Annotated in this window: 24 protein-coding genes; 9 read left to right on the forward strand and 15 right to left on the reverse strand. The window is 71.7% G+C overall.

Annotated features, from left to right (window positions below; translation table 11 throughout):
- Positions 1 to 38: 38 nt before the first annotated feature.
- On the forward strand, positions 39 to 485 hold the full coding sequence (locus FFG40_RS15060; protein ID WP_138803882.1) for a phage holin family protein: 447 nt from the start codon (positions 39 to 41) through the stop codon (positions 483 to 485).
- Between the two features lie 50 nt (positions 486 to 535).
- On the opposite strand, the gene FFG40_RS15065 is transcribed toward FFG40_RS15060, so the two are convergent.
- A complete protein-coding gene (locus FFG40_RS15065) occupies positions 536 to 1,042 on the reverse strand; it encodes a hypothetical protein (protein WP_017888550.1) in 507 nt (168 codons plus the stop codon).
- A 40-nt stretch (positions 1,043 to 1,082) separates the two neighbouring features.
- Complete coding sequence (locus FFG40_RS15070; protein ID WP_017888549.1) at positions 1,083 to 1,472, reverse strand: DUF5997 family protein; 390 nt, start codon at positions 1,470 to 1,472, stop codon at positions 1,083 to 1,085.
- A 33-nt stretch (positions 1,473 to 1,505) separates the two neighbouring features.
- Here FFG40_RS15070 and FFG40_RS15075 point away from each other — a divergent pair, with 33 nt between their 5' ends.
- Both FFG40_RS15075 and FFG40_RS15080 read left to right on the forward strand, forming a co-directional pair.
- Complete coding sequence (locus FFG40_RS15075; RefSeq protein ID WP_185974206.1) at positions 1,506 to 2,324, forward strand: LysR family transcriptional regulator substrate-binding protein; 819 nt, start codon at positions 1,506 to 1,508, stop codon at positions 2,322 to 2,324.
- On the forward strand, positions 2,321 to 2,791 hold the full coding sequence (locus FFG40_RS15080) for a GNAT family N-acetyltransferase (protein WP_138803884.1): 471 nt from the start codon (positions 2,321 to 2,323) through the stop codon (positions 2,789 to 2,791). The genes FFG40_RS15075 and FFG40_RS15080 overlap by 4 nt, the downstream gene beginning before the upstream one ends.
- 186 nt (positions 2,792 to 2,977) lie before the next feature.
- On the opposite strand, the gene FFG40_RS15085 is transcribed toward FFG40_RS15080, so the two are convergent.
- The 3 genes from FFG40_RS15085 to FFG40_RS15095 are packed head-to-tail and all read right to left on the reverse strand — an operon-like array spanning position 2,978 to position 4,790.
- Positions 2,978 to 3,658, reverse strand: a complete 681-nt coding sequence (locus FFG40_RS15085) for a DJ-1/PfpI family protein (protein ID WP_138803885.1) — start codon at positions 3,656 to 3,658, stop codon at positions 2,978 to 2,980.
- 57 nt (positions 3,659 to 3,715) lie between these two features.
- Entirely contained in the window at positions 3,716 to 4,336 is a 621-nt protein-coding gene (locus FFG40_RS15090; protein ID WP_138803886.1) for a DNA-3-methyladenine glycosylase I, read from the reverse strand.
- Positions 4,337 to 4,373: 37 nt separating this feature from the next.
- Complete coding sequence (locus FFG40_RS15095) at positions 4,374 to 4,790, reverse strand: VOC family protein (protein WP_138803887.1); 417 nt, start codon at positions 4,788 to 4,790, stop codon at positions 4,374 to 4,376.
- 94 nt (positions 4,791 to 4,884) lie between these two features.
- On the opposite strand from FFG40_RS15095, the gene FFG40_RS17410 reads away from it, so the two are divergent.
- Positions 4,885 to 5,415 carry a DUF3800 domain-containing protein gene (locus tag FFG40_RS17410; protein WP_185974207.1) on the forward strand — a complete coding sequence of 177 codons (531 nt, stop codon included), beginning with the start codon at positions 4,885 to 4,887 and terminating at the stop codon, positions 5,413 to 5,415.
- Between the two features lie 220 nt (positions 5,416 to 5,635).
- On the opposite strand, the gene FFG40_RS15105 is transcribed toward FFG40_RS17410, so the two are convergent.
- Together FFG40_RS15105 and FFG40_RS15110 are read right to left on the reverse strand one after the other, a co-directional pair.
- Positions 5,636 to 5,971 (reverse strand): hypothetical protein, encoded by a 336-nt coding sequence (locus FFG40_RS15105; RefSeq protein WP_071247515.1) that lies wholly within the window; start codon positions 5,969 to 5,971, stop codon positions 5,636 to 5,638.
- A 22-nt stretch (positions 5,972 to 5,993) separates the two neighbouring features.
- Entirely contained in the window at positions 5,994 to 7,664 is a 1,671-nt protein-coding gene (locus tag FFG40_RS15110; RefSeq protein ID WP_071247518.1) for a sodium:solute symporter family protein, read from the reverse strand.
- Between the two features lie 142 nt (positions 7,665 to 7,806).
- Here FFG40_RS15110 and aroQ point away from each other — a divergent pair, with 142 nt between their 5' ends.
- A complete protein-coding gene (gene aroQ, locus FFG40_RS15115; protein ID WP_138803889.1) occupies positions 7,807 to 8,250 on the forward strand; it encodes a type II 3-dehydroquinate dehydratase in 444 nt (147 codons plus the stop codon).
- Between the two features lie 187 nt (positions 8,251 to 8,437).
- On the opposite strand, the gene FFG40_RS15120 is transcribed toward aroQ, so the two are convergent.
- Positions 8,438 to 9,034, reverse strand: coding sequence for an NAD(P)H-dependent oxidoreductase (locus tag FFG40_RS15120; protein WP_027466300.1), 597 nt, complete (start codon positions 9,032 to 9,034; stop codon positions 8,438 to 8,440).
- An 88-nt stretch (positions 9,035 to 9,122) separates the two neighbouring features.
- Here FFG40_RS15120 and FFG40_RS15125 point away from each other — a divergent pair, with 88 nt between their 5' ends.
- A complete protein-coding gene (locus FFG40_RS15125) occupies positions 9,123 to 9,590 on the forward strand; it encodes an MSMEG_6728 family protein (RefSeq protein ID WP_071247521.1) in 468 nt (155 codons plus the stop codon).
- A gap of 41 nt (positions 9,591 to 9,631) precedes the next feature.
- Here the strand turns inward: FFG40_RS15125 and FFG40_RS15130 are convergent, their stop codons facing one another.
- The 7 genes from FFG40_RS15130 to FFG40_RS15160 all read right to left on the reverse strand — a co-directional run bounded on the left by FFG40_RS15130 (position 9,632) and on the right by FFG40_RS15160 (position 16,296).
- Entirely contained in the window at positions 9,632 to 9,922 is a 291-nt protein-coding gene (locus FFG40_RS15130) for a hypothetical protein (protein ID WP_138803890.1), read from the reverse strand.
- Positions 9,923 to 10,140: 218 nt separating this feature from the next.
- Positions 10,141 to 10,407 (reverse strand): hypothetical protein, encoded by a 267-nt coding sequence (locus FFG40_RS15135; RefSeq protein ID WP_138803891.1) that lies wholly within the window; start codon positions 10,405 to 10,407, stop codon positions 10,141 to 10,143.
- Positions 10,408 to 10,486: 79 nt separating this feature from the next.
- Positions 10,487 to 11,626, reverse strand: a complete 1,140-nt coding sequence (locus FFG40_RS15140) for a cysteine desulfurase family protein (protein WP_138803892.1) — start codon at positions 11,624 to 11,626, stop codon at positions 10,487 to 10,489.
- Between the two features lie 2 nt (positions 11,627 to 11,628).
- Complete coding sequence (gene nadC / locus FFG40_RS15145; protein WP_138803893.1) at positions 11,629 to 12,531, reverse strand: carboxylating nicotinate-nucleotide diphosphorylase; 903 nt, start codon at positions 12,529 to 12,531, stop codon at positions 11,629 to 11,631.
- Positions 12,528 to 14,276, reverse strand: coding sequence for an L-aspartate oxidase (locus FFG40_RS15150; RefSeq protein ID WP_138803894.1), 1,749 nt, complete (start codon positions 14,274 to 14,276; stop codon positions 12,528 to 12,530). The genes nadC and FFG40_RS15150 overlap by 4 nt, the downstream gene beginning before the upstream one ends.
- A 32-nt stretch (positions 14,277 to 14,308) precedes the next feature.
- Positions 14,309 to 15,580 carry a quinolinate synthase NadA gene (gene nadA / locus FFG40_RS15155; RefSeq protein WP_138803895.1) on the reverse strand — a complete coding sequence of 424 codons (1,272 nt, stop codon included), beginning with the start codon at positions 15,578 to 15,580 and terminating at the stop codon, positions 14,309 to 14,311.
- A gap of 8 nt (positions 15,581 to 15,588) precedes the next feature.
- Entirely contained in the window at positions 15,589 to 16,296 is a 708-nt protein-coding gene (locus FFG40_RS15160) for an NrtR DNA-binding winged helix domain-containing protein (RefSeq protein ID WP_035808830.1), read from the reverse strand.
- Between the two features lie 144 nt (positions 16,297 to 16,440).
- Between FFG40_RS15160 and FFG40_RS15165 the strand changes: the two genes are divergently transcribed.
- The 3 genes from FFG40_RS15165 (at position 16,441) to FFG40_RS15175 (ending at position 19,725) form a co-directional block, all read left to right on the forward strand.
- A complete protein-coding gene (locus tag FFG40_RS15165; RefSeq protein WP_035808828.1) occupies positions 16,441 to 16,722 on the forward strand; it encodes an acylphosphatase in 282 nt (93 codons plus the stop codon).
- 167 nt (positions 16,723 to 16,889) lie between these two features.
- A complete protein-coding gene (locus FFG40_RS15170) occupies positions 16,890 to 18,371 on the forward strand; it encodes an MDR family MFS transporter (RefSeq protein ID WP_138803896.1) in 1,482 nt (493 codons plus the stop codon).
- A gap of 106 nt (positions 18,372 to 18,477) precedes the next feature.
- Positions 18,478 to 19,725, forward strand: a complete 1,248-nt coding sequence (locus tag FFG40_RS15175; RefSeq protein ID WP_138803897.1) for a D-arabinono-1,4-lactone oxidase — start codon at positions 18,478 to 18,480, stop codon at positions 19,723 to 19,725.
- The last annotated feature ends 22 nt before the right edge of the window (positions 19,726 to 19,747 follow it).

Raw genomic sequence — 19,747 nt, forward strand, 5'->3', positions numbered from 1 at the left:
CAGGGGACGCGGACCGCCGCGCCCGGACAGGAGAACCCATGAGCAGCACCGACCACGACGACACCACCGCTCCCGGACGCCCGTCGTTCCGCGACACGGTGACCGCCGGACTCGTGCAGAAGGCCCTCGAACCAGTGCTGCGCGCCGTCCGCGACGAGGTCGCCTCGGCGCGGCGCGAGATCGGCGAGCGCGCGAGCGGTGCGAAGACCGGGCTGGTGCTCACCGGGGTGGCCGTCGGGTTCGCCCTGACCACCCTGGTCGCGCTGGCCTGCTTCGCGGTGGCGCTGCTCGCCCTGGCGCTGCCGCTGTGGGCGGCGACCGGGATCACGTTCGTCGTGTTCGCGATCGTGACCGCTGTCCTGTTCGTCGTCGGCCTGCGCGGGATCCGGCGGGGTGTGCCGCCGGTGCCGAAGGACACGATCCAGGCGGCGAAGCAGCGGGTGACGCACGCGGATGCCCGGGCGGACGGCGCCGCGCGCGACTGACGGACTCGACGGACCGGCTGCGGGGGCCGCGACCGCCGGGGCGGGCTCCGCTACATCGCCAGGGTCATGCCGACCACGGCGACGGTCATCGCGAAGACCTCGCCGCTGCGGACGGCCCGCCGGTCCTCACGGCCCCACTCGTACCGGAGCAGCCAGCCGCTGAACGCGCAGTAGCCGATCACGCCGGCGCCGAGCACCGCGGACAGGGCGATGCCGTGCCCGGCGTGGTCGCCGGCGACGCCCGAGGCGTGACCCATCAGCAGCATCCCGGCCATCACGACGGCGGAGAGCGCGCGGTGGACGTCCATCGGCTCCGCACGGCGACCGTCGGCGCGGCGGCGACGCATCACGGGCAACGGCGCGAGCAGGAGCAGGAGGGTCGCGGCGAACAGGGTCCACACCGCACCGGCGTCGACGACGGGCATGAGCATCGCGACGAGCATCACGCCGGCCGGCACGATCACGCCCGGGCGCGGTCGGTAGCGGTCACCGACGATGCAGCACACCGACGCGAACTGCGGCACGACGAGCATGGCGTCGGCGACGGTCTCGTGCACGTGGGGCGTCCTCGGTGCGGCGGAGTGGTGCGGGGTGGGGTCAGTCCTCGGCGCGGGCAGCGGCCTTGGCGGCGCGCTCCTGCTTCACGCGGGCGTTCTCGGCGTGCACGGCGGCCTGCGTCGCGCGCTCGCGGACGAGCCACTCGGGCTTCTGCTCGAGCAGCGTCTTGATGTCCGCCGTCGTCAGCGCGTCGTCGATCCCCGCACGGCTCAGGCCGGAGATGGAGATCCCGAGCTTCTGCGCCACGACGGGTCGCGGGTGCGGGCCGTCGCGTCGGAGGTCCTCGAGCCAGGTCGGGGGTTCGGTCCGGAGCTCGTCGAAGGCGGTCCGCGTGAGGGGAGCGCTCTGGAAGGACTCCGGAGCGGCCGTCAGCAAGATGCCGAGCTTCTTCGCAGCCGTCTCGGGCTTCATGGTCTGTTCCTGCGCCATGAGGACAAGGGTACGGCCCCTATGCTCGTCTGCATGACCGCGGCTCTCACCATCGCCTTCGTGCCGGGGGTCTCCCCCGCAAAGTGGGCCCGTGTCTGGCGGGAACGCTTCCCCTCCGTCGAGCTCCGGCTGCGGCCGATCGGCGCCGACGACGTCGACGACACGCTGGCGGGCGAGGCCGACATGGTCTTCGCACGCATGCCCGTGTCCGAGCAGCACAAGGCCATCCCGCTCTGGACCGAAACGGCCGTCGTCGCGATGCCCAAGGACTCCCCCCTCGCCGAACTCGCCGAGGTCGACCTCGGCGACGCCGAGGTCCACGTGATCGACGCCGGCCCGGTTCCGGCCGACATCGACGGATCGCTCGACCTGGTCGAGGCGAACGTCGGCGTCGTCGTGCTCCCCCAGTCGCTGTTCCGCGCCGCCAGCCGCAAGGACCTGGTGGGTCGTCCGCTCATGAACGCCGAGGGCACGCGCATCGCACTGGTCTGGCGGGACGAGGACGCCACCGAGACCACCGAGGAGTTCATCGGCGTGGTGCGCGGACGGACCGCCAACAGTTCGCGCCAGCCGGGAGGCACGGATCGCGACGACGACGACGGCTCGCGTCCGGCTCGTGGCGGCGCCAAGGCCGGGTCGGCCGCCAAGGGTGCGTCCGGTGGGTCGGGCGGGTCAGGCGGGTCAGGCGCGCCGGGCTCCAAGGGCGGCTCCGCCGGCGGCAAGGCCAAAGCCAAGTCGCCCGGCAGCGGCAAGTCCGGCAGCGGCAAGAAGTCGAACACCGGCAAGGGACCCACGCCGGGTCGCGGCAAGATGCGCGGCAAGCCGAGCCGGGGCTCCAAGGGCAACCGATGACGGACACGCGGCTGGCACCGATGCCGGCCACGCGCCTCCCGGCCTGGCTCCAGCGCACGATGGCCGAGTACGTCGAGTCACGGATGCAGGCGGGCGAGACCCGCGAGCAGGCCGAGGCGAACGAACAGCAGTCGCGGAACCGTTGGTTCCCGGGCGGGTCTCCCGCCGACGGGCACCTCGTGTGGGACGTCATCGACCAGGACGACACCGTCATCGGGTACCTGTGGATCGGACCGCTCACGCCGGGCAGCACCGATTGGTGGGTGTTCAACGTCGAGATCGACGAGGCGCACCGGCGCCGCGGGCACGCGCGTCGGGCGCTCGAACTCGGGCACCGCGCCGCCGCTGAGAACGGTGCGACGAGCATCGGGCTGAACGTGTTCGGCTACAACACCGGGGCGCAGGAGCTCTACGCGGCGCTCGGGTACCAGGTGACGTCGGCGCAGATGCGGAAGCCGCTGGTCTAGCGCCGGACGGCTGCGGCTGCGGCTGCGGTGGCTGCGGCTGCGGCGGCTCGGGTCACCGCGCGGTCACAACACCCCGCGTGCATGGCCCCGAGCGGTCACGAAGTGTCGACTGGCCGCGCCCGGATCGACGTGTCGTGACCACTCGGCGGAGGCCGACGGGGATTCGTGACCGTCCGAAGGTCCACGTCAGCGCAGGACGGCTGCGGCGGCGCGGGTCACCCTCGCGCCGCGCGACTCCTCGGCTGCTGCGCGGGCCCGGGTGACGACGACGGCGTCGGCGCGTTCAGCCGATCCTTGGTCGAACGGGGGTTGCGGGTCGTACTCGATCTGCAACTGGATCGCCTCGGCCGCCGACTGTCCGGCGAGCTCGCCCGCGAGCCACAGCGCCATGTCGATGCCCGCGCTCACCCCGGCAGCGGTGACGACGGCGCCGTCCCGGGCGATCCGGGCGTCCACCGGCTGCGCTCCGAAGGCCTCGAGCATCGGCTTCGAGGCCCAGTGGGTCGTCGCACGTCTGCCGGCGAGCAGCCCGGCGGCGCCCAGCACGAATGCGCCGGTGCACACCGAGGTGATCCACGTCGCGTGCTCGGCCTGGCGCCGCACGAAGGCCACGACGTCCGGGTCGAGCATCGCGTCGAAGGCACCGTCGCCGCCGGGTACCACGAGCACGTCCGCCGCTCGGGCCTCGCTCATCGTGGTCGTCGGGACGAGTGACAGGCCGCAGTCGCTCGGCACCGGGTCGAGCGTCGCCGCCATGTACTCGACGCGTGCGCCGGGCACGCGGCTGAGGACCTGCGCCGGACCGGTCAGGTCGAGTTGGGTCAGGTGCGGGAACAGCAGGAACGCGATCCGGATGTCGTCGGCCATGTCGCGACCATAGTCCCGGCGTTCCCGTTCCCGTTCTCGTACTCGCTGGCTTGCCCGTCAGCTCCAGACGCCGGAGGTCCCGCGCCGGTGGCTGCCCATCAGGTGGGTGTCGACGATGCCGAGCGCTTCCATCAGGGCGTACATCGTCGTCGGTCCGACGAAGGCGAAGCCGCGCTTCCGCAGTGCCTTCGACAGGGCGAGGGATTCGTCCGACTTCGTCGGGACCTCGGCGGCGGACCGTGGCTCGGGCGTGGTCGTGGGCCGGAACGACCACACGAAGTCGGCGAGCCCACCGTCCTGCCGCAGGGCGATCGTGGCGTTCGCGTTGGTGATCGTCGCGAGGATCTTCGCGCGGTTCCGGACGATCCCGGCGTCGGCCATCAGCCGTGCGACGTCGTCCTCGCCGAAGGCCGCGACGGTGTCGGCGTCGAAGTCGGCGAAGGCGGTACGGAACGCCGGTCGTTTCGCGAGGATCGTGCGCCACGACAGACCGGACTGGAACGCCTCGAGCGAGAGCCGCTCGAACACCCCGCGTTCGTCGCGGACGGGCATGCCCCACTCCGTGTCGTAGTACTCGCGCAGGAGCTCGTCCGACGACGCCCAGACCGGCCGGGCGAGGCCGTCGTCGCCGGTGACGAGGTCAGGCACGGGCGGGGCGTCGACGGGCTCGTTGCTCATGCGTCCATCCTGGCGGGCGCCGCCGACAGCGCCCGGCTCACTCGGTGGGTGGGCCGTCCTGCGTCGCCTGCTCGTCCATCCACACGTACTCCCAGCGGTGTCCATCCGGGTCGGTGAAGCTCCGCTGGTACATGAAGCCGAGGTCCATCTCCGGCCGGTCCTCGGTGCCACCGGCAGCGACCGCGGCGTCGACGACGCGGTGGACGTCCTCCTTCGACGGGGCGCTGAGCGAGTTGATGACCTCGATCGTGTCGGCGTCGGCGATCGTCTTGTCGGTGAACTCGGCGAACTTCGCCGTCGTCAGGATCATCACGTAAATCGACTCGGACACCACCACGCACGCCGCGGTGTCGTCGCTGAAGGCCGGGTTGATCGAGTACCCGAGCGACTCGTAGAACGCCTTCGAGCGCTCGAGGTCCGTGACGGGCAGGTTGATGAAGACCATCGTGTCCATGGCGGTTCCTTTCGTCACGCTCAACCTGGACCCACCTGGAGCAGCGCGCAACCGTTTCGTGGGGGAACCAACCGGTACACAATATGCTGGCGTGATGCGGGCCTTCGTGGACGAGTCAGAACCGGGTGGTGGGCGGGACCACACCGCGTACGTCCTCGCCGCGGTGATCATGCGGATCAACGGCGAGGAAGAAGCTCGCGAGGCGGTTCGACGGGCGCCCCCTCGGCGCATGCGGAAGCTGCACTCGTACGAGGCGCTGCCAGCTCAGCGCATCTCGTGGCTCGATCTCCTCCGGCGTGCGGTGACCGTCATCGTGGTCCGGTACGACGGCGCCGTGGCACGGACGGAACGTCGGCGAAGACGGTGTATCGAACGCCTCGTGCACGAACTCGAGCTGCGGAACGTCGGCCACGTGGTCCTCGAGACGCGCGGACCCGCCCGGGACAAGGATGACCGGGCGATGTTCGATGCGCTCCGCGATCGTGGAGTCGGTCATGGAGTGCGGTTCGAGCACCTCAACCCGTCCGAAGAGCCACTCCTCGCGTTGGCCGACATCGCCTGCGGGGCTCATGTTGCCGGCCTCGCCGGGGACCAGGGACTGACGAGCCCGATCCTGGTTTCCTGACGCACGCCCCCGAAAGCGCAAATCCTCGGGCCCGCGCTGGCTGCAGGACATCCGAGGATCACTTTCGACCGAGCAGCACCCGATCGACATATCAATGCTACCCGCCGTGCTCGGCTCCGGTCAAGGCGCGGCCGCCGCGGCCGGAAACGACGAAGTCGCTGTCGTCCGACAGCGACTTCGTCGTTCCGTGTCAGGCCGGGGACGCCCGACCCGAGCGGCCTCAGGCCAGCTCGCGTCCCTCGCCCGCGGCACGCTGGTGCGACTCGGCCTCGGCCTGGCCGATGATGTCCTCGGCGGGCACCGGGTTCAGGCGGTCCCAGAGGAAGAACAGGCCGCCGCCGATGAGCAGCGAGATCCCGACCCACAGGTTGATGTGGATCCCGCCGGTCTTCTCGGGGTCGGTGTTCCAGTGCACGATCCCGACGATGGTCGTGATCACGCCGTAGAGCACGAACAGGCCGCCGAGGATGCGGCGCAGGTCGAGTCGGCGGGTGGAGCGGACGAGGGCTGCCTTCTGCTCCTCGGTCATCGCGCCGGGGGTGGTGGTGTCACTCATGAGAAGTGGTCTCCTTCGCGGATCAGAGGAACGGGAGGTACAGGACGACGCACAGCACGAGCGCGACGGTGCCGAGCAGGGCGGGCGAGCGGTACCAGGCGGTGTCCGTCGCGACCGAGTCGCCGTGCAGGTCGATCTTGCCCACGCCGTAGACGAGCCCCCCGAGCTCCTTCTCGTCCTTCGGCTTGGTGAGCATCGAGACGACGAAGCCGACGATCAGCACGGTGACGAACGAGATGATCGCGCCGTACAGGGTCTCCGCGGTGGCGGTGGCGAACAGGTCCGGGTTGACCAGGTAGGCGATCCAGGTGATCGTCGGGGTCACGATGCCGAGGACGTAGCCCCAGAGCGCACCCTGCGTCGTCATGCGCTTCCACAGCAGGCCGAGGATGAACACGGCGAACAGCGGTGCGTTGAAGAACGAGAACAGCGTCTGCATGTACGTCATGATGTTCGACGCCTGGGCCGCGATGAACGCGGTCGCGATGCCGACCACGACGCCGACGACGGTGACCCAACGTCCGGTCTTCAGGTAGTGCAGGTCGGGCATGTTCGGGCGGATGTAGCGCTGCCAGATGTCGTAGGTGAAGACGGTGTTGAACGACGAGACGTTCGCCGCCATGCCGGCCATGAAGGACGCCAGCAGGCCGGTCACCGCGATGCCGAGCACACCGGTCGGCAGGTACATCTGGATGAGCTTCGGGATCGCGTCGTTGTAGGTCAGCGTGCCGTCGGCGAACTGGTTGCCCACCACGGCCGCTGCGATGAGGCCGGGGATCACGACGATGGCCGGGATGAAGAGCTTCGGGATCGCGGCGATGAGCGGGGTGCGGCGGGCCGCGGACATGTTCTTCGCCGAGAACGCTCGCTGCACCTCGGTGAAGTTCGTGGTCCAGTAGCCGAACCCGAGCACGAAGCCCAGGCCGAGCACGATGGCGAGCCAGTTGGCGCCGATCGGGTTGGTGACGTCGCCGAAGCCGGTGCCGGCCCAGGCCTGCAGGTGCTGCACGCCCTGGGTCTCGGTGATGGCCTTCGACAGGCCGTCCCAGCCGCCGACGCGGTGCAGACCGACGATCGTCAGCGGGATGAGCCCCGCGATGATCACGAAGAACTGCATGACCTCGTTGTAGATCGCGCTCGAGAGCCCGCCGAGGGTGATGTAGACGAGCACGAAGCCGGCGGAGACGATGATCGCCAGCCACTCCGGCCAGCCGAGCATGGCCTCGATGACGATGGCCATCGCGTAGAGGTTGATGCCCGCGATGAGCACGTTCGACACCGCGAACGCGATCGCGTTCACCAGGTGCGGTGCCTTGCCGAAACGGCGCAGCATGAACTCCGGCACGGAACGCACCTTCGAGCCGTAGTAGAACGGCATCATCACGAGTCCGAGGAACACCATCGCGGGCACGGCGCCGACGAGGTAGTAGTGCAGGGTGGCCATGCCGATCTGGGCACCGTTGGCCGCCATGCCGAGGATCTCGGTGGCGCCGAGGTTCGCGGACACGAACGCCAGGCCCGTGATCCACGCCGGCATCGAGCGGCCGGACAGGAAGAAGTCCATGCTCGTCCGGACCTGCTTGCGGGCGGTGAACCCGATCCCGATGACGACCGCGAAGTACACGATGATCATCAGGTAGTCGACCCAGCCCAAGTCGAGCCGGATCCCTTCGTTCGCTGCAGCGAGAACCATTCACATCTCCACGTCAGTGTGTTGCAGTCGACAACTCTGCCGACCCGGACGGAGACGTTACACCGATTTGTGACCGTTCACATAGCCAGCGCATGCATCGTCCGAGCCGCGCAGCGCTCCCCCGGTTCGCTACGCTCGGCCCATGACCGACGCGTCGCGCATCCTCGTCCTCAACGGCCCGAACCTCGACATCCTCGGGCGCCGCGACCCGGAGCAGTACGGCACCGTGACGCTCGCCGAGATCGAGGCGATCGTGCACACCGAGGCGGCCGTGAACGGGCTGGAGGCCGACTTCCGCCAGACGAACCGCGAGGGCGAGCTGGTCGAGTGGCTGCACGAGGCGCTCGACGACTTCGCCGCGGTCGTCATCAACCCCGCCGCCTACGCGCACACCTCGGTCGCGCTGCACGACGCGGTGGAGGCCCTGTGGGTCCCCGTCGTCGAGGTGCACCTGTCGAACACGTGGAAGCGCGAGCCGTTCCGCCACGTCGACCACGTCGCCACCGCCGCGACGGCGGTCATCGCCGGCGCGGGTGCCGACGGCTACCGCCTGGCGGTCGCGCACGTCGCGTCCCTGCTCGGCTGAGACGGGAGGCCCGTGGCGGCGTCGCCACGGGCCTCCAGTCCGCCATCCGGTCACGCTGGGTCGCGCCTGTTCCTTCCCATGGCACGCGCGATGCCTGGTGATTCCGGGCGTACCTGACGAGAAGTTCCGACCCGGTACGCCCGGAAGCACCAGGTACGCCCGGAAGCACCGGGCGCGCGCACGCGGATCAGAACTCGGCGGGGCGCCGCACGTCGGTCAGGCCGGCGGTGGCGAAGCCGCCGCGGATGAGCGGCACGGCCCGGCGCACGGCCTGGTCGATGCGGAGCTCGAGGTCGACGCTCGCGATGTCGTAGCCACCCTCGCGCTTGGTGAAGTCCCGCTCGTTCCCGAACACCCCGAGCGGCAGGGTCGTGGACTGGAAGAACCCGAACAGCGGACGCATCTGGTGCTCGACGAGCAGGGCGTGCCGGTCGCTGCCACCGGTGGCGGTCAGGAGCACCGGGGTGTCGACGAGGTCGTACTGGCCGACCCAGTCGAAGAACAGCTTGAAGGCACCGGAGTAGGCCGCCCGGAAGGCCGGACTGCCGACGACGAGCACGTCCGCGGCCTCCACCGTCTCGAGGGCCCGGCGGGTGCGGTCGGACATCGTCTCGCGACCCGAGGCCGCTCCGAGGTCGGCCAGCAGCGGGCCGATCTCGATCGTCTCGGTCCGGGCGCCGTCGATCTCCTCGGCCAACCGGGCCACCGTCGCCGCGACCAGGGTCGAGGTCCGCGACGGGTCCGATGGGCTGCCACTGACGCCGACGACCAGTTCTCCGCTCATGCGGTCGATGCTCACACGCTGCCGGGGCGGGCGGCACGTTCGTGACGACATGTGTCGGGTGCCAGTCGGTCGGGGTAGCGTCCGCGCCATGCAGACCTTCCTGCCGTACGCCGACTTCCGGGCATCCGCCGAGGTCCTCGACGACCGGCGGCTCGGCAAGCAGCGGGTCGAGACCCTGCAGGTGATGCGTGCCCTGACGCTCCCGGACTACGGCTGGCAGCACCACCCGGTGACGGCGATGTGGCGCGGCTACCGTCCGGCGCTGATGGCGTACCAGGAGGCCACGTGCCGCGTCTGGGCCGAGCGCGGGTACGCCGACACCTGTCTCGAGAAGACCCTGCTCGACCTGGGCCGCGTGCCGGAGGACCTGGCGGCGTACGAGCGCGGCGACGTGCCGATCCCGCCGTGGAACGACGACGAAGCCCTGCACGTCTCGCACCGGTCGAAGCTCGTGCAGAAGGCGCCGGAGCACTACCGGGAGCTGTTCCCCGACGTGCCGGACGACCTGGACTACGTCTGGCCGGGGACCCCCGAACCAGCGACGCACACTGTCTGACCGTCGGGCGACCGCCAGGCCGTCGGGCGACCGCCAGGCCGTCAGGCGACCGGGATCCAGCGACCGCCCTCGCGCCGGGTGACGACGTCGGAGCGGATCTCCACCACGTCCCGCAGCCCGTCGACGGCGGCGTCGCGGACGGCCGCGGCCACACGGTCGTCCTCGGTCTCGAAGCGCACGACCGCGCACGGGACGCCACGGAGCAGCCGGACGTCCTCGGCCTCGACCACGGCGTGTTCGCGCACCAGGGCGGCAGCGGCGGGCAGGACGGCGTCCGGTGCCGTGCCGGGCGCGAGGGCGCCGATCGCCAGGGTCACGCGGTACGAGGGCATGCGACGACGCTACCGGGGAACCGGACCCCGCCGTGGGCTGCAGGGGAACCGACGCCGCTCAGGGGTGCGGACGTCGACCCACGGCGGGATCGCGGTGTACGGCGGGACACGACGACAGGGGGAACGTCGCGCCCCGCGCCGGACGTCGATCAGGGGGTCGACATCCGGTCTGGGTCCACCGCGCGGCTCGGTTCAGGGGAACCGCACGGTGGTGGACCTCAAGGGTGTTCGGTGTCCTCTCGGTACCGGTCCGTCTCGGTCGGTGCGGGCATCAACCGGTGGGCGGCGGCTGGCCGGACCATCGGGAGCAGGGCACTCCCGGCGGTCGCGAGCGCTCCGACCACGGCGATGATCCCGAGCGGGGCCGTGCCGAGGTCGTGCTGCGCTGCCAGGGCGAGCGCGACGAGGGTGGCCGGCGCCGGCAGGAGCTGCACCGCTCGGAAGCGGTCGTCCCGTCGTGTCCGGGTCATCATCGCGTTTGCCATGACGACACTCTGACGCAGATCGGTTGTCCGCAGAAGGGGGGACACGTACCCAGAGATGGAGTAGAACGTCTAGTACACCTCAGCCGAGGGCACGGACGGTCGCCACGGCGTCGGCCACGGCCCCGACGACGACCGGAACGTCGTCGGCCGTCAGGGCCGCGTCGAACGTCAGGCGGAGCGCGGTGCGCGCCACGTCCTCGGGGATCCCGAGCGCGGTGAGCACGTGGGAGGCCTCGGTGCTGCCCGCGGCACAGGCACTGCCCGACGACGACACCACGTCGCGCTGCTCGAGCTCGAGCAGGACGGTCTCGCCGTTGACGCCTGGGAAGCAGAACGACGCGTGTCCGGGCAGCCGGTGCTCCCGCGACCCGGTGACGAACCCGCCGGGGACCGCGGCGAGCACGCCGTCGAGCACCGCGTCGCGCACGGTGGTCGCCGTACCCTCCCCTGACCACACCGTCTCCGCCGCCAGCCCGAGGGCGGTCGCCACCGCCACGGCACCGGCCACGTCCTCGGTGCCGGACCGCCGCCCCCGCTCCTGTCCCCCGCCGTGCAGCAGCGGCTCGAGCGGGACGCCGGAGCGCACGGCGAGCACGCCGGTGCCCTTCGGGGCGCCGAGCTTGTGCCCCGACAACGACAGCGCGTCGACGCCCAGGGGCCCGAGACCAATCGGCAGCCAGGGCGCGGACTGCACGGCGTCGGTGTGGAACCGTGCCCCGACCTCGTGCGCCACCGCTGCGAGCGCCGGCACGTCCTGCACGGTGCCGATCTCGTTGTCGGCGTGGGCGATCGAGACGAGCGTGGTGTCCGCGCGGAGTGCCGCGCGCAGCACCGCCGGGTCCACACGGCCGTCCGGCCCGACGGGCAGCACGGTGACGTCGAAGTCGTGGAAGCGGGCGAGGTACGCGCAGCTCTCCAACACCGCCTCGTGCTCGATGGCGCTCGTGACGACGTGCCGGCCGCGGGGCATGGCGAGGGCGATCCCCTTGATCGCGGTGTTCGCCCCCTCGGTGCCGCCGGTGGTGAAGACGACCTCGGCGGGCCGGCACCCGAGCACCCCGGCGACGGCGGCCCGTGCGGCGGTGAGTCCCCGCGCGGCCTCGTCCCCGACGCCGTGCGTCGACGAGGGGTTGCCGAACACCCCCGTCAGGTAGGGCCACATCGCCTCGAGCACCTCGCGGCGCACCGGGGTGGTGGCGGCGCGGTCCAGGTAGAACACGACTAGTCCCGCACGGGCACCGCGACGTGCTCGGGCACCGTGACGTCGATGTCGAGCCCGAGGTCGAGCGCCCGCGCCGAGTGGGTCAGCGCCCCGACCGAGATGACGTCGACGCCGGTGGCCGCGATCGCCGCGACGGTGTCGAGCGACACGCCTCCCGAGGCCTCGACGAGCGCCCGTCCGGCGACGATGCCGACCCCGGTCACGAGTTCGTCCGGGGTGAAGTTGTCGAGCATGATCGTGTCGACCCCCGCAGCGACGACGGGTTCGATCTGGTCGATGCGGTCCACCTCGACCTCCACGTGCACGGTGTGCCCGAGCCGCTGGCGGGCCCGGGCGATCGCGTCGCCGATGCCGATCCCGCCGGCCAGGAGCACCGCCAGGTGGTTGTCCTTGGCGAGCACGGCGTCGGAGAGCGAGGTGCGGTGGTTGTGTCCGCCACCGCACCGGACGGCGTACCGCTCGAGTGCTCGGAGGCCCGGCGTCGTCTTCCGGGTGTCGACGATCCGCGCAGCGGTGCCCGCGGCGGCCGCGACGTGGGCCGCGGTGGTCGTCGCGATGCCCGACATCCGCTGGACCAGGTTGAGGGCGACCCGTTCGGCCCGCAGCACGGCCCGCGCCGACCCGGTCACGGTCGCGAGGACGTCGCCCGCCGCGAAGTGCGTGCCGTCGGCGACGTGCACCACGGCCTGGATCGACGGGTCGACGGCGTGCATCACGGCGACGAACACCGCCCCGCCGCTCAGCACGCCCGGCTCGCGCGCGCCGAGGGTCGCGGTCGCGGTCGCCTCCGCGGGGATCAGCGTCTCGCTGGTGACGTCGCCCCAGGGCGCGTCCTCCTCGAGCGCGGTCTCGATCACGCGACGGAGCGCGTGCGGCGGGATGGAGCCGGGGTCGGTGGTCATGCGGGTACCTCCTGCGGGACGGCTGCGGAGCCGTCGGCGCGTTCGTCCGTGTGCTCGTCGGGGTGTGCGTCGGGGTGTGCGTCGGTGTGGTCGGCGACCCAGGCGTACGAGGCCGGGGCGGTGGGGTCGGTGTCGGGGTGGTCGGTGCGGGCGTGCGCCCCGCGGGACTCGGTGCGGGCCTCGGCGGCGAGCGCGACGAGTCGGGCCAGGTCGAGGAGCGCACGGTCCTCGTGCTCGCGCACGCCGCCGCCGGTCGGCGCCGTCAGCGTGTCGAGGTCGCGGCGTGCGCTGGCCAGCCCGACGGCGTCACGGAGCAGCCCGACGCGGTCCGTCATGACGGACTGGACCGCCTGTCGGACAGCACCGTCGTCGTCGAGGCGGGTCGCGCCTCCAGGCAGGGTCGGACTGGGCCCACGCCTGCCGGTTCCGGCGCGCTGCGGAGCCTGCGGAGCGGCGTGACGGCCGAGCAGGTGGGGAGAGGCGCGGATCGCGTCGGCCGCTCGGGGCACGCTGGTCACGTGGAGGCCGGCATCCCCGCGCAGGCGGAGCAGACCGGGTCGCGGTGCGGCGACCGCGTCCGCTGCGCGGACCGCGAAGACGAGTCCCTCGAGCAGGGAGTTCGAGGCGAGCCGGTTGGCGCCGTGGACCCCGGTGCAGGCCGCTTCGCCGACGGCGAGCAGTCCGGGCAGGCTCGTGCGGCCCTCGGCGTCGGTCGCGATGCCGCCCATCGAGTAGTGCGCGGCCGGTGCGACGGGGACGCCTTCGCGGGTCCAGTCGAACCCTGCGGCGCGGGTGGCCCGGGTGAGTCCGGGGAAGCGCGCGATCAGGAACCCGGCGTCGAGGCCGGTGGCGTCGAGGAGCACGGGTGCGCCGCCCTGGTCGCGCACCGCGGCGGCGATCCCCCGGGCGACGACGTCACGCGGGGCGAGCTCGGCGTCCGGGTGCACGTCCGTCATGAAGCGGTGCCCGGCGGCGTCGCGGAGGACGGCGCCCTCACCACGGACGGCTTCGGACACCAGGCCGCCGCCGGGGACGGCCAGCCGCGTCGGGTGGAACTGGACGAACTCCAGGTCGGCGAGGACAGCGCCGGCGCGCCAGGCGGCGGCGACCCCGTCACCGGTCGCGACCAGGGGGTTCGTCGTCTCGCGGTACAGGTGTCCGGCTCCCCCGGACGCGATGACGACGGCGTCCGCGTCGAGCCGGCGGGGTTCCCCGAGCAGGTCGAGGACGTCGACGCCGACGACCACGCCGCCGCGGACGACCAGGTCGGTCAGGCTCGTGCGCTCCAGGATCGTGACGTGTCGGCGGTGCAGCGCCGCGATGAGGGTGCGTTCGATGGCGGCTCCGGTCGCGTCACCGTCGGCGTGCACGACGCGCCACCGGCCGTGCGCGGCTTCACGCCCGCGCGCGAGGTCGTCGCCGTACCGGTCGAGGGTCGCCGGGTCCGACGACCGGTCGAAGGGCACCCCGAGGGCGAGCAGGTCGCGGACGCGGGCCGGGCCGTCGGTGCACAGGACCTCGACGGCCCGGGCGTCGGCGCTGCCCGCCGCGGCGACGTGGGTGTCGGCCTGGTGCAGCGCCGCGGAGTCGTCGGCGCCCAGCGCCACCGCGATGCCGCCCTGGGCGTACGCGGTGGCGCTGTCGGCGAGCGCCCCCTTCGTCACGAGGGTGACGTCGTGCAGGGCACTGGCGCGGATCGCTGCGGTCAGGCCGGCGATGCCGGAGCCGACGATGACGACGTGCACGGTGGTCTCCCTCGTTCGGTCGGGTCCGCGTCTCAGCCGCGCGGCTTGGCGGCGAGCATGCGCTCGAGCGCCACCTTGGCGTCGGCCTGCACGTCGGCGGGGACGACGATCTCGTTGAGGACCTCGCCGCGGACGAGTGCCTCGAGCACCCAGGCGAGGTAGCCCGGGTGGATCCGGTACATCGTCGAGCAGGGGCAGACGACCGGGTCGAGGCAGAAGATCGTGTGCTGCGGGTACTCGGCGGCGAGCCGGTTCACCATGTTGATCTCGGTGCCGATCGCGAAGGTGGTCGGCTCGGTGGCCGCGGCGACGGTCTTCCGGATCAGGTCGGTGCTGCCGGCGTGGTCGGCGGCGTCGACTACGGCCATCGGGCACTCCGGGTGCACGATGACCTGCACGCCCGGGTGCTCGCGGCGAGCCTGGTCGATCTGGTCGACGGTGAAGCGGCGGTGCACCGAGCAGAAGCCGTGCCAGAGGATGACCTTCGCCTCGAGCAGGTCCGCGGCGGTGTTGCCCCCACCGGGCTTCCGGGGGTTCCACATCGGCATCAGGTCGGTGCTGATGCCCATCGCCTTCGCGGTGTTGCGGCCGAGGTGCTGATCGGGGAAGAACAGGACGCGCTGCCCGCGCTCGAAGGCCCACTCGAGCACCGTCGCGGCGTTCGACGAGGTGCAGACGATGCCACCGTTCCGACCGCAGAAGGCCTTGAGGTCGGCGGCGGAGTTCATGTAGGTGACCGGGATCACGGGGACGCGGCCGTCGGCGTCGGGCTCGGTGCCGTACACCGCCGTCAGCTCCGCCCACGCCGCCTCGACGCTGTCGATGTCGGCCATGTCGGCCATCGAGCAGCCGGCGGCCAGGTTCGGCAGGATCACGCGCTGGTCGTCGCGCGCCAGGATGTCGGCCGTCTCGGCCATGAAGTGCACCCCGCAGAACACGATCGCCTCGGCGTCGGGCTTCGTCAGGGCGGCGTTCGCGAGCTGGAACGAGTCGCCGAGGAAGTCCGCGTGCCGGACGACCTCGTCGCGCTGGTAGAAGTGCCCGAGGACGACGACCCGGTCGCCGAGGGTGGCCTTCGCCCGCTCGATGCGCTCGTGGAGCTCGTCGGTCGGGGCCGTCTTGTACTCGTCGGGCAGGACACCCTGGCGCGGGGCACTCGTCGGGATGACGTCGGACATCGACGACCCCGGACCGTACCCGGGGCGGGAGTCGAAGTCCCACGTCGGCACGGCGAGGTCGGGCGTGCAGGTGCTGCCGGCGGCCCTGCCGTTGGAGATGAGTTCGATCGTCGTGGCGATGGACACGGGGTTTCCTATCGGTTCCGCTGCTGGTGCTGATCGGCCCCGGTCTGCAGCGGGCCGTTGTCCGCGTAGGCCAGGTCGGGGTTCGAGCGGTACAGCCGGGCCGGACGGTGCCGGCCCCCGCTCGTGGTCTCGTCGGTCGGCAGGACCGCGTCGGTCTTCTCGACCTGCCGACGGAAGTTCGCGGGGTCGAGTGCTCGGCCGAGCACCGCCTCGTACACGCCCCGGAGTTCGGCGAGGGTGAAGCGGTCGCCGAGGAACGCCTGCGCGATCCGCGAGTACGACATCTTGTTGCGCAGCCGCCACAGGGCGTACTCGACGATGCGGTCGTGGTCGAAAGCGAGCGGCGGGTGCTCGTCGGCCAGGAACCACCGGACGTTCCAGTCGTCGGGCACGACGTTCGCCTCGTCCGGGTGCACGAGCGCCCAGTACACGATCGACACCACGCGGCTCGGGGAGCGTCCGACGTCACCGAACGCGTACAGCTGCTCGAGGTACCGCGGCTGGACGTTCGTCGTCTCGCGCAGTCGGGCGGCCGCGGAGTCCTCGAGGCCCTCGTCGTCGCCGACCCAGCCGCCGGGGAGCGCCCAGGAACCCTCGAACGGTTCGGCGACGCGACGGACGAGCGGCATCCACAGCGCCGGGGCCCCGGTGTCGGGGTGCGGGCGCAGCGCGACGATCACGGTGGAGACCGCGACGCGGATGCCTGCTTCGTCCATGGTGGAGATAATGTCAATCTGACTCGAAGTGTTCGGGTTGGGATGACACTATCACTGCCGACGCGGTGCGCTCGTCACGAGCCGGAAACAGATCGTCACGGGGCCGAAAACTGCCGGCAGGCCGCCGCGGTTAGCGTGGAGGACATGACGACGGTGACGAGGGTGCATGCCGTGGTGTCGGGGACGGTCCAGGGGGTCGGCTTCCGGTACTGGACCGCTCGGAAGGCCGACGGGCTCGACCTCGTCGGCTACGCGAGGAACCTCTGGGACGGCACGGTGGAGGTCGAGGCAGAGGGACCCTCGGTCGCCGTCGACTCGTTGGTCGAGTGCCTGCGCACCGGGCCGCCGTCGGCGACCGTGACCGACGTCACCCTGCGGTCGGTCGTGCCGCACGGGGACGCCGACGGGTTCGCGATCCTGCACTGAGCGGACGTGCGTGGGAGCGGTGCCGGCGCTCGGCGTACTCGGCACCGATCGTTCACCTGCGGATGTCGGATCGAAGCGGAATAATCGCATCCACTCAGGGAGTTGGCCTGTCTGCGCGTCGTGCGCCACACCCGTTCCACCCGTCGTGACCCACCAGGAGCACCCGCATGACCCAGGCCGTCGATTCCGCCCCCCGCACGGGAAGCGTCTCGCAGCCGTCCGCTGCCGAGACCCGACTCGTGATCGGGCTGCTGCTCGTCTCCGCGTTCGTCGTCATCCTCAACGAGACCATCATGGGCGTGGCCCTGCCCCGGCTCATGGACGACCTGGACATCAGCGCCGCGACCGGCCAGTGGCTGACCACCGGCTTCCTGCTCACCATGGCGGTCGTCATCCCGATCACCGGGTTCCTGCTGCAGCGCTTCAACACCCGACCGGTGTTCGTCTGGGCGATGGGCCTGTTCTCGGTCGGCACGCTGATCGCCCTCCTCGCGCCGGGCTTCACCGTCCTGCTCGTCGGCCGCATCGTGCAGGCCAGCGGCACCGCGATCATGATGCCGCTGCTGATGACGACGGTCCTGACCCTCGTCGACCCCGCACACCGTGGCCGCATCATGGGCAACATCTCGATCGTCATCTCGGTCGCTCCGGCCATCGGCCCGACGATCTCCGGCCTGATCCTCAACGCGTTCTCGTGGCGCTGGCTGTTCGGCTTCGTGCTGCCCATCGCGATCGCGGCGCTCATCCTCGGCATGGTCAAGGTGCAGAACGTCTCGACGCCGCGCAAGGCGCCGATCGACGTCCTCTCGGTCGTGCTCTCCGCCTTCGCGTTCGGCGGCATCGTCTACGGCCTGTCCAGCATCGGCGAAGCCGGCGCGACCGGTCCGCTCGTCCCGGTGACCGCCCTGGTCGTCGGTGCCGTCGCCCTCGCGGTGTTCATCGTCCGGCAGACGCGCCTGCAGCGCACCGACAGCGCCCTGCTCGACCTGCGCACCTTCCGCACCCGTGGCTTCACGGTGCCGATCGTCGCGATGGGCCTGAGCTTCATGGCGATGTTCGGCACGCTCATCCTGCTGCCGATCTACCTGGAGCGCGTCCTCGGCCTCGAGGTCCTGCAGGTCGGCCTGTTGCTGCTCCCCGGTGGTCTGCTGATGGGCCTGCTCTCCCCCATCGTCGGTCGCATCTACGACCGCCGTGGCCCGCGCGTGCTGCTCATCCCCGGATCGATCATCGTCAGCGCCGTGCTCTGGGCGCTCTCCACCGTCGGTGTCGACACCAGCGTGTGGTTCGTCCTCGGTGCGCACGTGGTGCTGAGCATCGGCCTGGCCCTCACCTTCACGCCGCTGTTCACCGCGGCGCTCGGCGGGCTGCCCCCGAAGCTGTACTCGCACGGCAGCGCGGTGCTCGGCACGGCGCAGCAGCTCGCCGGTGCGGCGGGTACGGCCCTGTTCGTCACGCTGCTGACGATCGGTGCGGCCACCGCCGTCGAGGGCTCCGGTGCCCGTGGGGTCCAGGTGGCCACCGCGTCGGGCGTCGGTACCGCCTTCATGGTCGGCGCGATCATCTCGCTGTTCGGCATCCTGGCGTCGGTGTTCGTCCGCCGGCCCGAGGTGCCCGAAGGCGCGCCGACGCCCTTGCCCGTGCACTGACCGACGAGCCTCGCACTGACCGACGAGCCGGGCCGGACGCCGAACCCGTGACGGGACCGGCGCCCGGCCTGCTCCCGTCTCGGGCCCGCGTGGCAGGGTGGGCGCCATGCGGTCGACGACGAGCGAGCTCAACTGGTCCGGCACGGTCACGTACACGGCCGAACGGGTCGTCCGCCCGTCGTCGATCGACGAGGCCGCCCAGGTCGTGGCCGACGCCGACCGGGTGCACGGCCTCGGCACCCGGCACTCGTTCAACGACGTCGCCGACACCGCGGGCACCCTGCTCGACCTGACCGGCATCCCCACCGACCTGGTCGTCGACGCCGAGCACCGCACCGTCACGATCGGGGCAGGCACCCGCTACGGCGACGTCGCGGCCGACATCGACCGTGCCGGGTTCGCCCTGCACAACACGGGGTCCCTGCCGCACATCTCGGTCGGCGGTGCGGTCGCGACGGGCACCCACGGCTCCGGCACGACGCTCGGGTCGCTCGCCACCGCGGTGCGCGCGTTCGAGGTGCTCGGCCCGGACGGCTCCGCCCGGACGATCGACCGGACGGACCCCGCGTTCGACGGTGCCGTGCTGCACCTCGGACTGCTCGGCATCGTGACCCGTGTGACCCTCGACGTGGAACCTGCCTACCGGATGCGTCAGGACGTCTACGGCGCGATCCCCTGGGACACCTTCACGGCGAACGTCGCCGAGGTGCACGCCGCCGCGTACTCGGTGTGCGCCTACACGGTGTTCGGCGACGCGATCACCGAGGTCCTGGTCAAGTCGCGCGTGCCCGACGGCGCCGAGGACGTGCCGGTGCCCGACGCGCTGGCCGGCGCACGCCGCCTGCCCGGCACCCCCGGCGACGACCGCCGGACCGCGCGCGACGGCTCGGTCGGCCCGTGGTGGGACCGGCTGCCGCACTTCCCGATCGGGTCCGTCCCGAGCCACGGGTCCGAGGTGCAGAGCGAGCACTTCGTCCCGCTCCGGCACGCGGCGGCCGCCCTCGACGCGCTCCGGGGGCTCGCCGACCGGATCCAGCCGCACCTGCACGTCTGCGAACTCCGGACGATGGCGGCGGACGAGCTCTGGCTCAGCCCGACCCAGGGCGAGGACGTCCTCTGCATCGCGTTCACCTGGAAGAAGCACCCGGCCGAGGTCGCCGCGCTCCTGCCCGACCTGGAGTCCCGGCTCGCAGCCTTCGACGGCCGACCGCACTGGGGCAAGATGAGCTCGCTCGACCAGGCGGCGGTCGCCGGGCTGTACCCGCGGCTGGCGGACTTCCGCGACCTCGTCGCCCGGGCCGACCCGGAGCGGACGTTCGCATCCGCGTTCGGCGAGCGGGTGCTCGGGACCTGAGCCGGGCCTCCAGGCCGTGCCC

The organism is Curtobacterium sp. KBS0715 (genome assembly GCF_005938005.2).
In the GTDB taxonomy this organism is placed as follows: Bacteria; Actinomycetota; Actinomycetes; order Actinomycetales; family Microbacteriaceae; genus Curtobacterium; species Curtobacterium flaccumfaciens.

What these genes read in the sequence shown, in the direction of transcription:
- FFG40_RS15060 (WP_138803882.1), top strand. Translation starts at nt 39, where the DNA reads ATGAGCAGCACCGACCACGACGACACCACCGCTCCCGGACGCCCGTCG.
- FFG40_RS15070 (WP_017888549.1), bottom strand. Translation starts at nt 1,472, where the DNA reads ATGGCGCAGGAACAGACCATGAAGCCCGAGACGGCTGCGAAGAAGCTC.
- FFG40_RS15075 (WP_185974206.1), top strand. Translation starts at nt 1,506, where the DNA reads ATGACCGCGGCTCTCACCATCGCCTTCGTGCCGGGGGTCTCCCCCGCA.
- FFG40_RS15080 (WP_138803884.1), top strand. Translation starts at nt 2,321, where the DNA reads ATGACGGACACGCGGCTGGCACCGATGCCGGCCACGCGCCTCCCGGCC.
- FFG40_RS15085 (WP_138803885.1), bottom strand. Translation starts at nt 3,658, where the DNA reads ATGGCCGACGACATCCGGATCGCGTTCCTGCTGTTCCCGCACCTGACC.
- FFG40_RS15090 (WP_138803886.1), bottom strand. Translation starts at nt 4,336, where the DNA reads ATGAGCAACGAGCCCGTCGACGCCCCGCCCGTGCCTGACCTCGTCACC.
- FFG40_RS15095 (WP_138803887.1), bottom strand. Translation starts at nt 4,790, where the DNA reads ATGGACACGATGGTCTTCATCAACCTGCCCGTCACGGACCTCGAGCGC.
- FFG40_RS17410 (WP_185974207.1), top strand. Translation starts at nt 4,885, where the DNA reads ATGCGGGCCTTCGTGGACGAGTCAGAACCGGGTGGTGGGCGGGACCAC.
- FFG40_RS15105 (WP_071247515.1), bottom strand. Translation starts at nt 5,971, where the DNA reads ATGAGTGACACCACCACCCCCGGCGCGATGACCGAGGAGCAGAAGGCA.
- FFG40_RS15110 (WP_071247518.1), bottom strand. Translation starts at nt 7,664, where the DNA reads ATGGTTCTCGCTGCAGCGAACGAAGGGATCCGGCTCGACTTGGGCTGG.
- aroQ (WP_138803889.1), top strand. Translation starts at nt 7,807, where the DNA reads ATGACCGACGCGTCGCGCATCCTCGTCCTCAACGGCCCGAACCTCGAC.
- FFG40_RS15120 (WP_027466300.1), bottom strand. Translation starts at nt 9,034, where the DNA reads ATGAGCGGAGAACTGGTCGTCGGCGTCAGTGGCAGCCCATCGGACCCG.
- FFG40_RS15125 (WP_071247521.1), top strand. Translation starts at nt 9,123, where the DNA reads ATGCAGACCTTCCTGCCGTACGCCGACTTCCGGGCATCCGCCGAGGTC.
- FFG40_RS15130 (WP_138803890.1), bottom strand. Translation starts at nt 9,922, where the DNA reads ATGCCCTCGTACCGCGTGACCCTGGCGATCGGCGCCCTCGCGCCCGGC.
- FFG40_RS15135 (WP_138803891.1), bottom strand. Translation starts at nt 10,407, where the DNA reads ATGGCAAACGCGATGATGACCCGGACACGACGGGACGACCGCTTCCGA.
- nadC (WP_138803893.1), bottom strand. Translation starts at nt 12,531, where the DNA reads ATGACCACCGACCCCGGCTCCATCCCGCCGCACGCGCTCCGTCGCGTG.
- FFG40_RS15160 (WP_035808830.1), bottom strand. Translation starts at nt 16,296, where the DNA reads ATGGACGAAGCAGGCATCCGCGTCGCGGTCTCCACCGTGATCGTCGCG.
- FFG40_RS15165 (WP_035808828.1), top strand. Translation starts at nt 16,441, where the DNA reads ATGACGACGGTGACGAGGGTGCATGCCGTGGTGTCGGGGACGGTCCAG.
- FFG40_RS15170 (WP_138803896.1), top strand. Translation starts at nt 16,890, where the DNA reads ATGACCCAGGCCGTCGATTCCGCCCCCCGCACGGGAAGCGTCTCGCAG.
- FFG40_RS15175 (WP_138803897.1), top strand. Translation starts at nt 18,478, where the DNA reads ATGCGGTCGACGACGAGCGAGCTCAACTGGTCCGGCACGGTCACGTAC.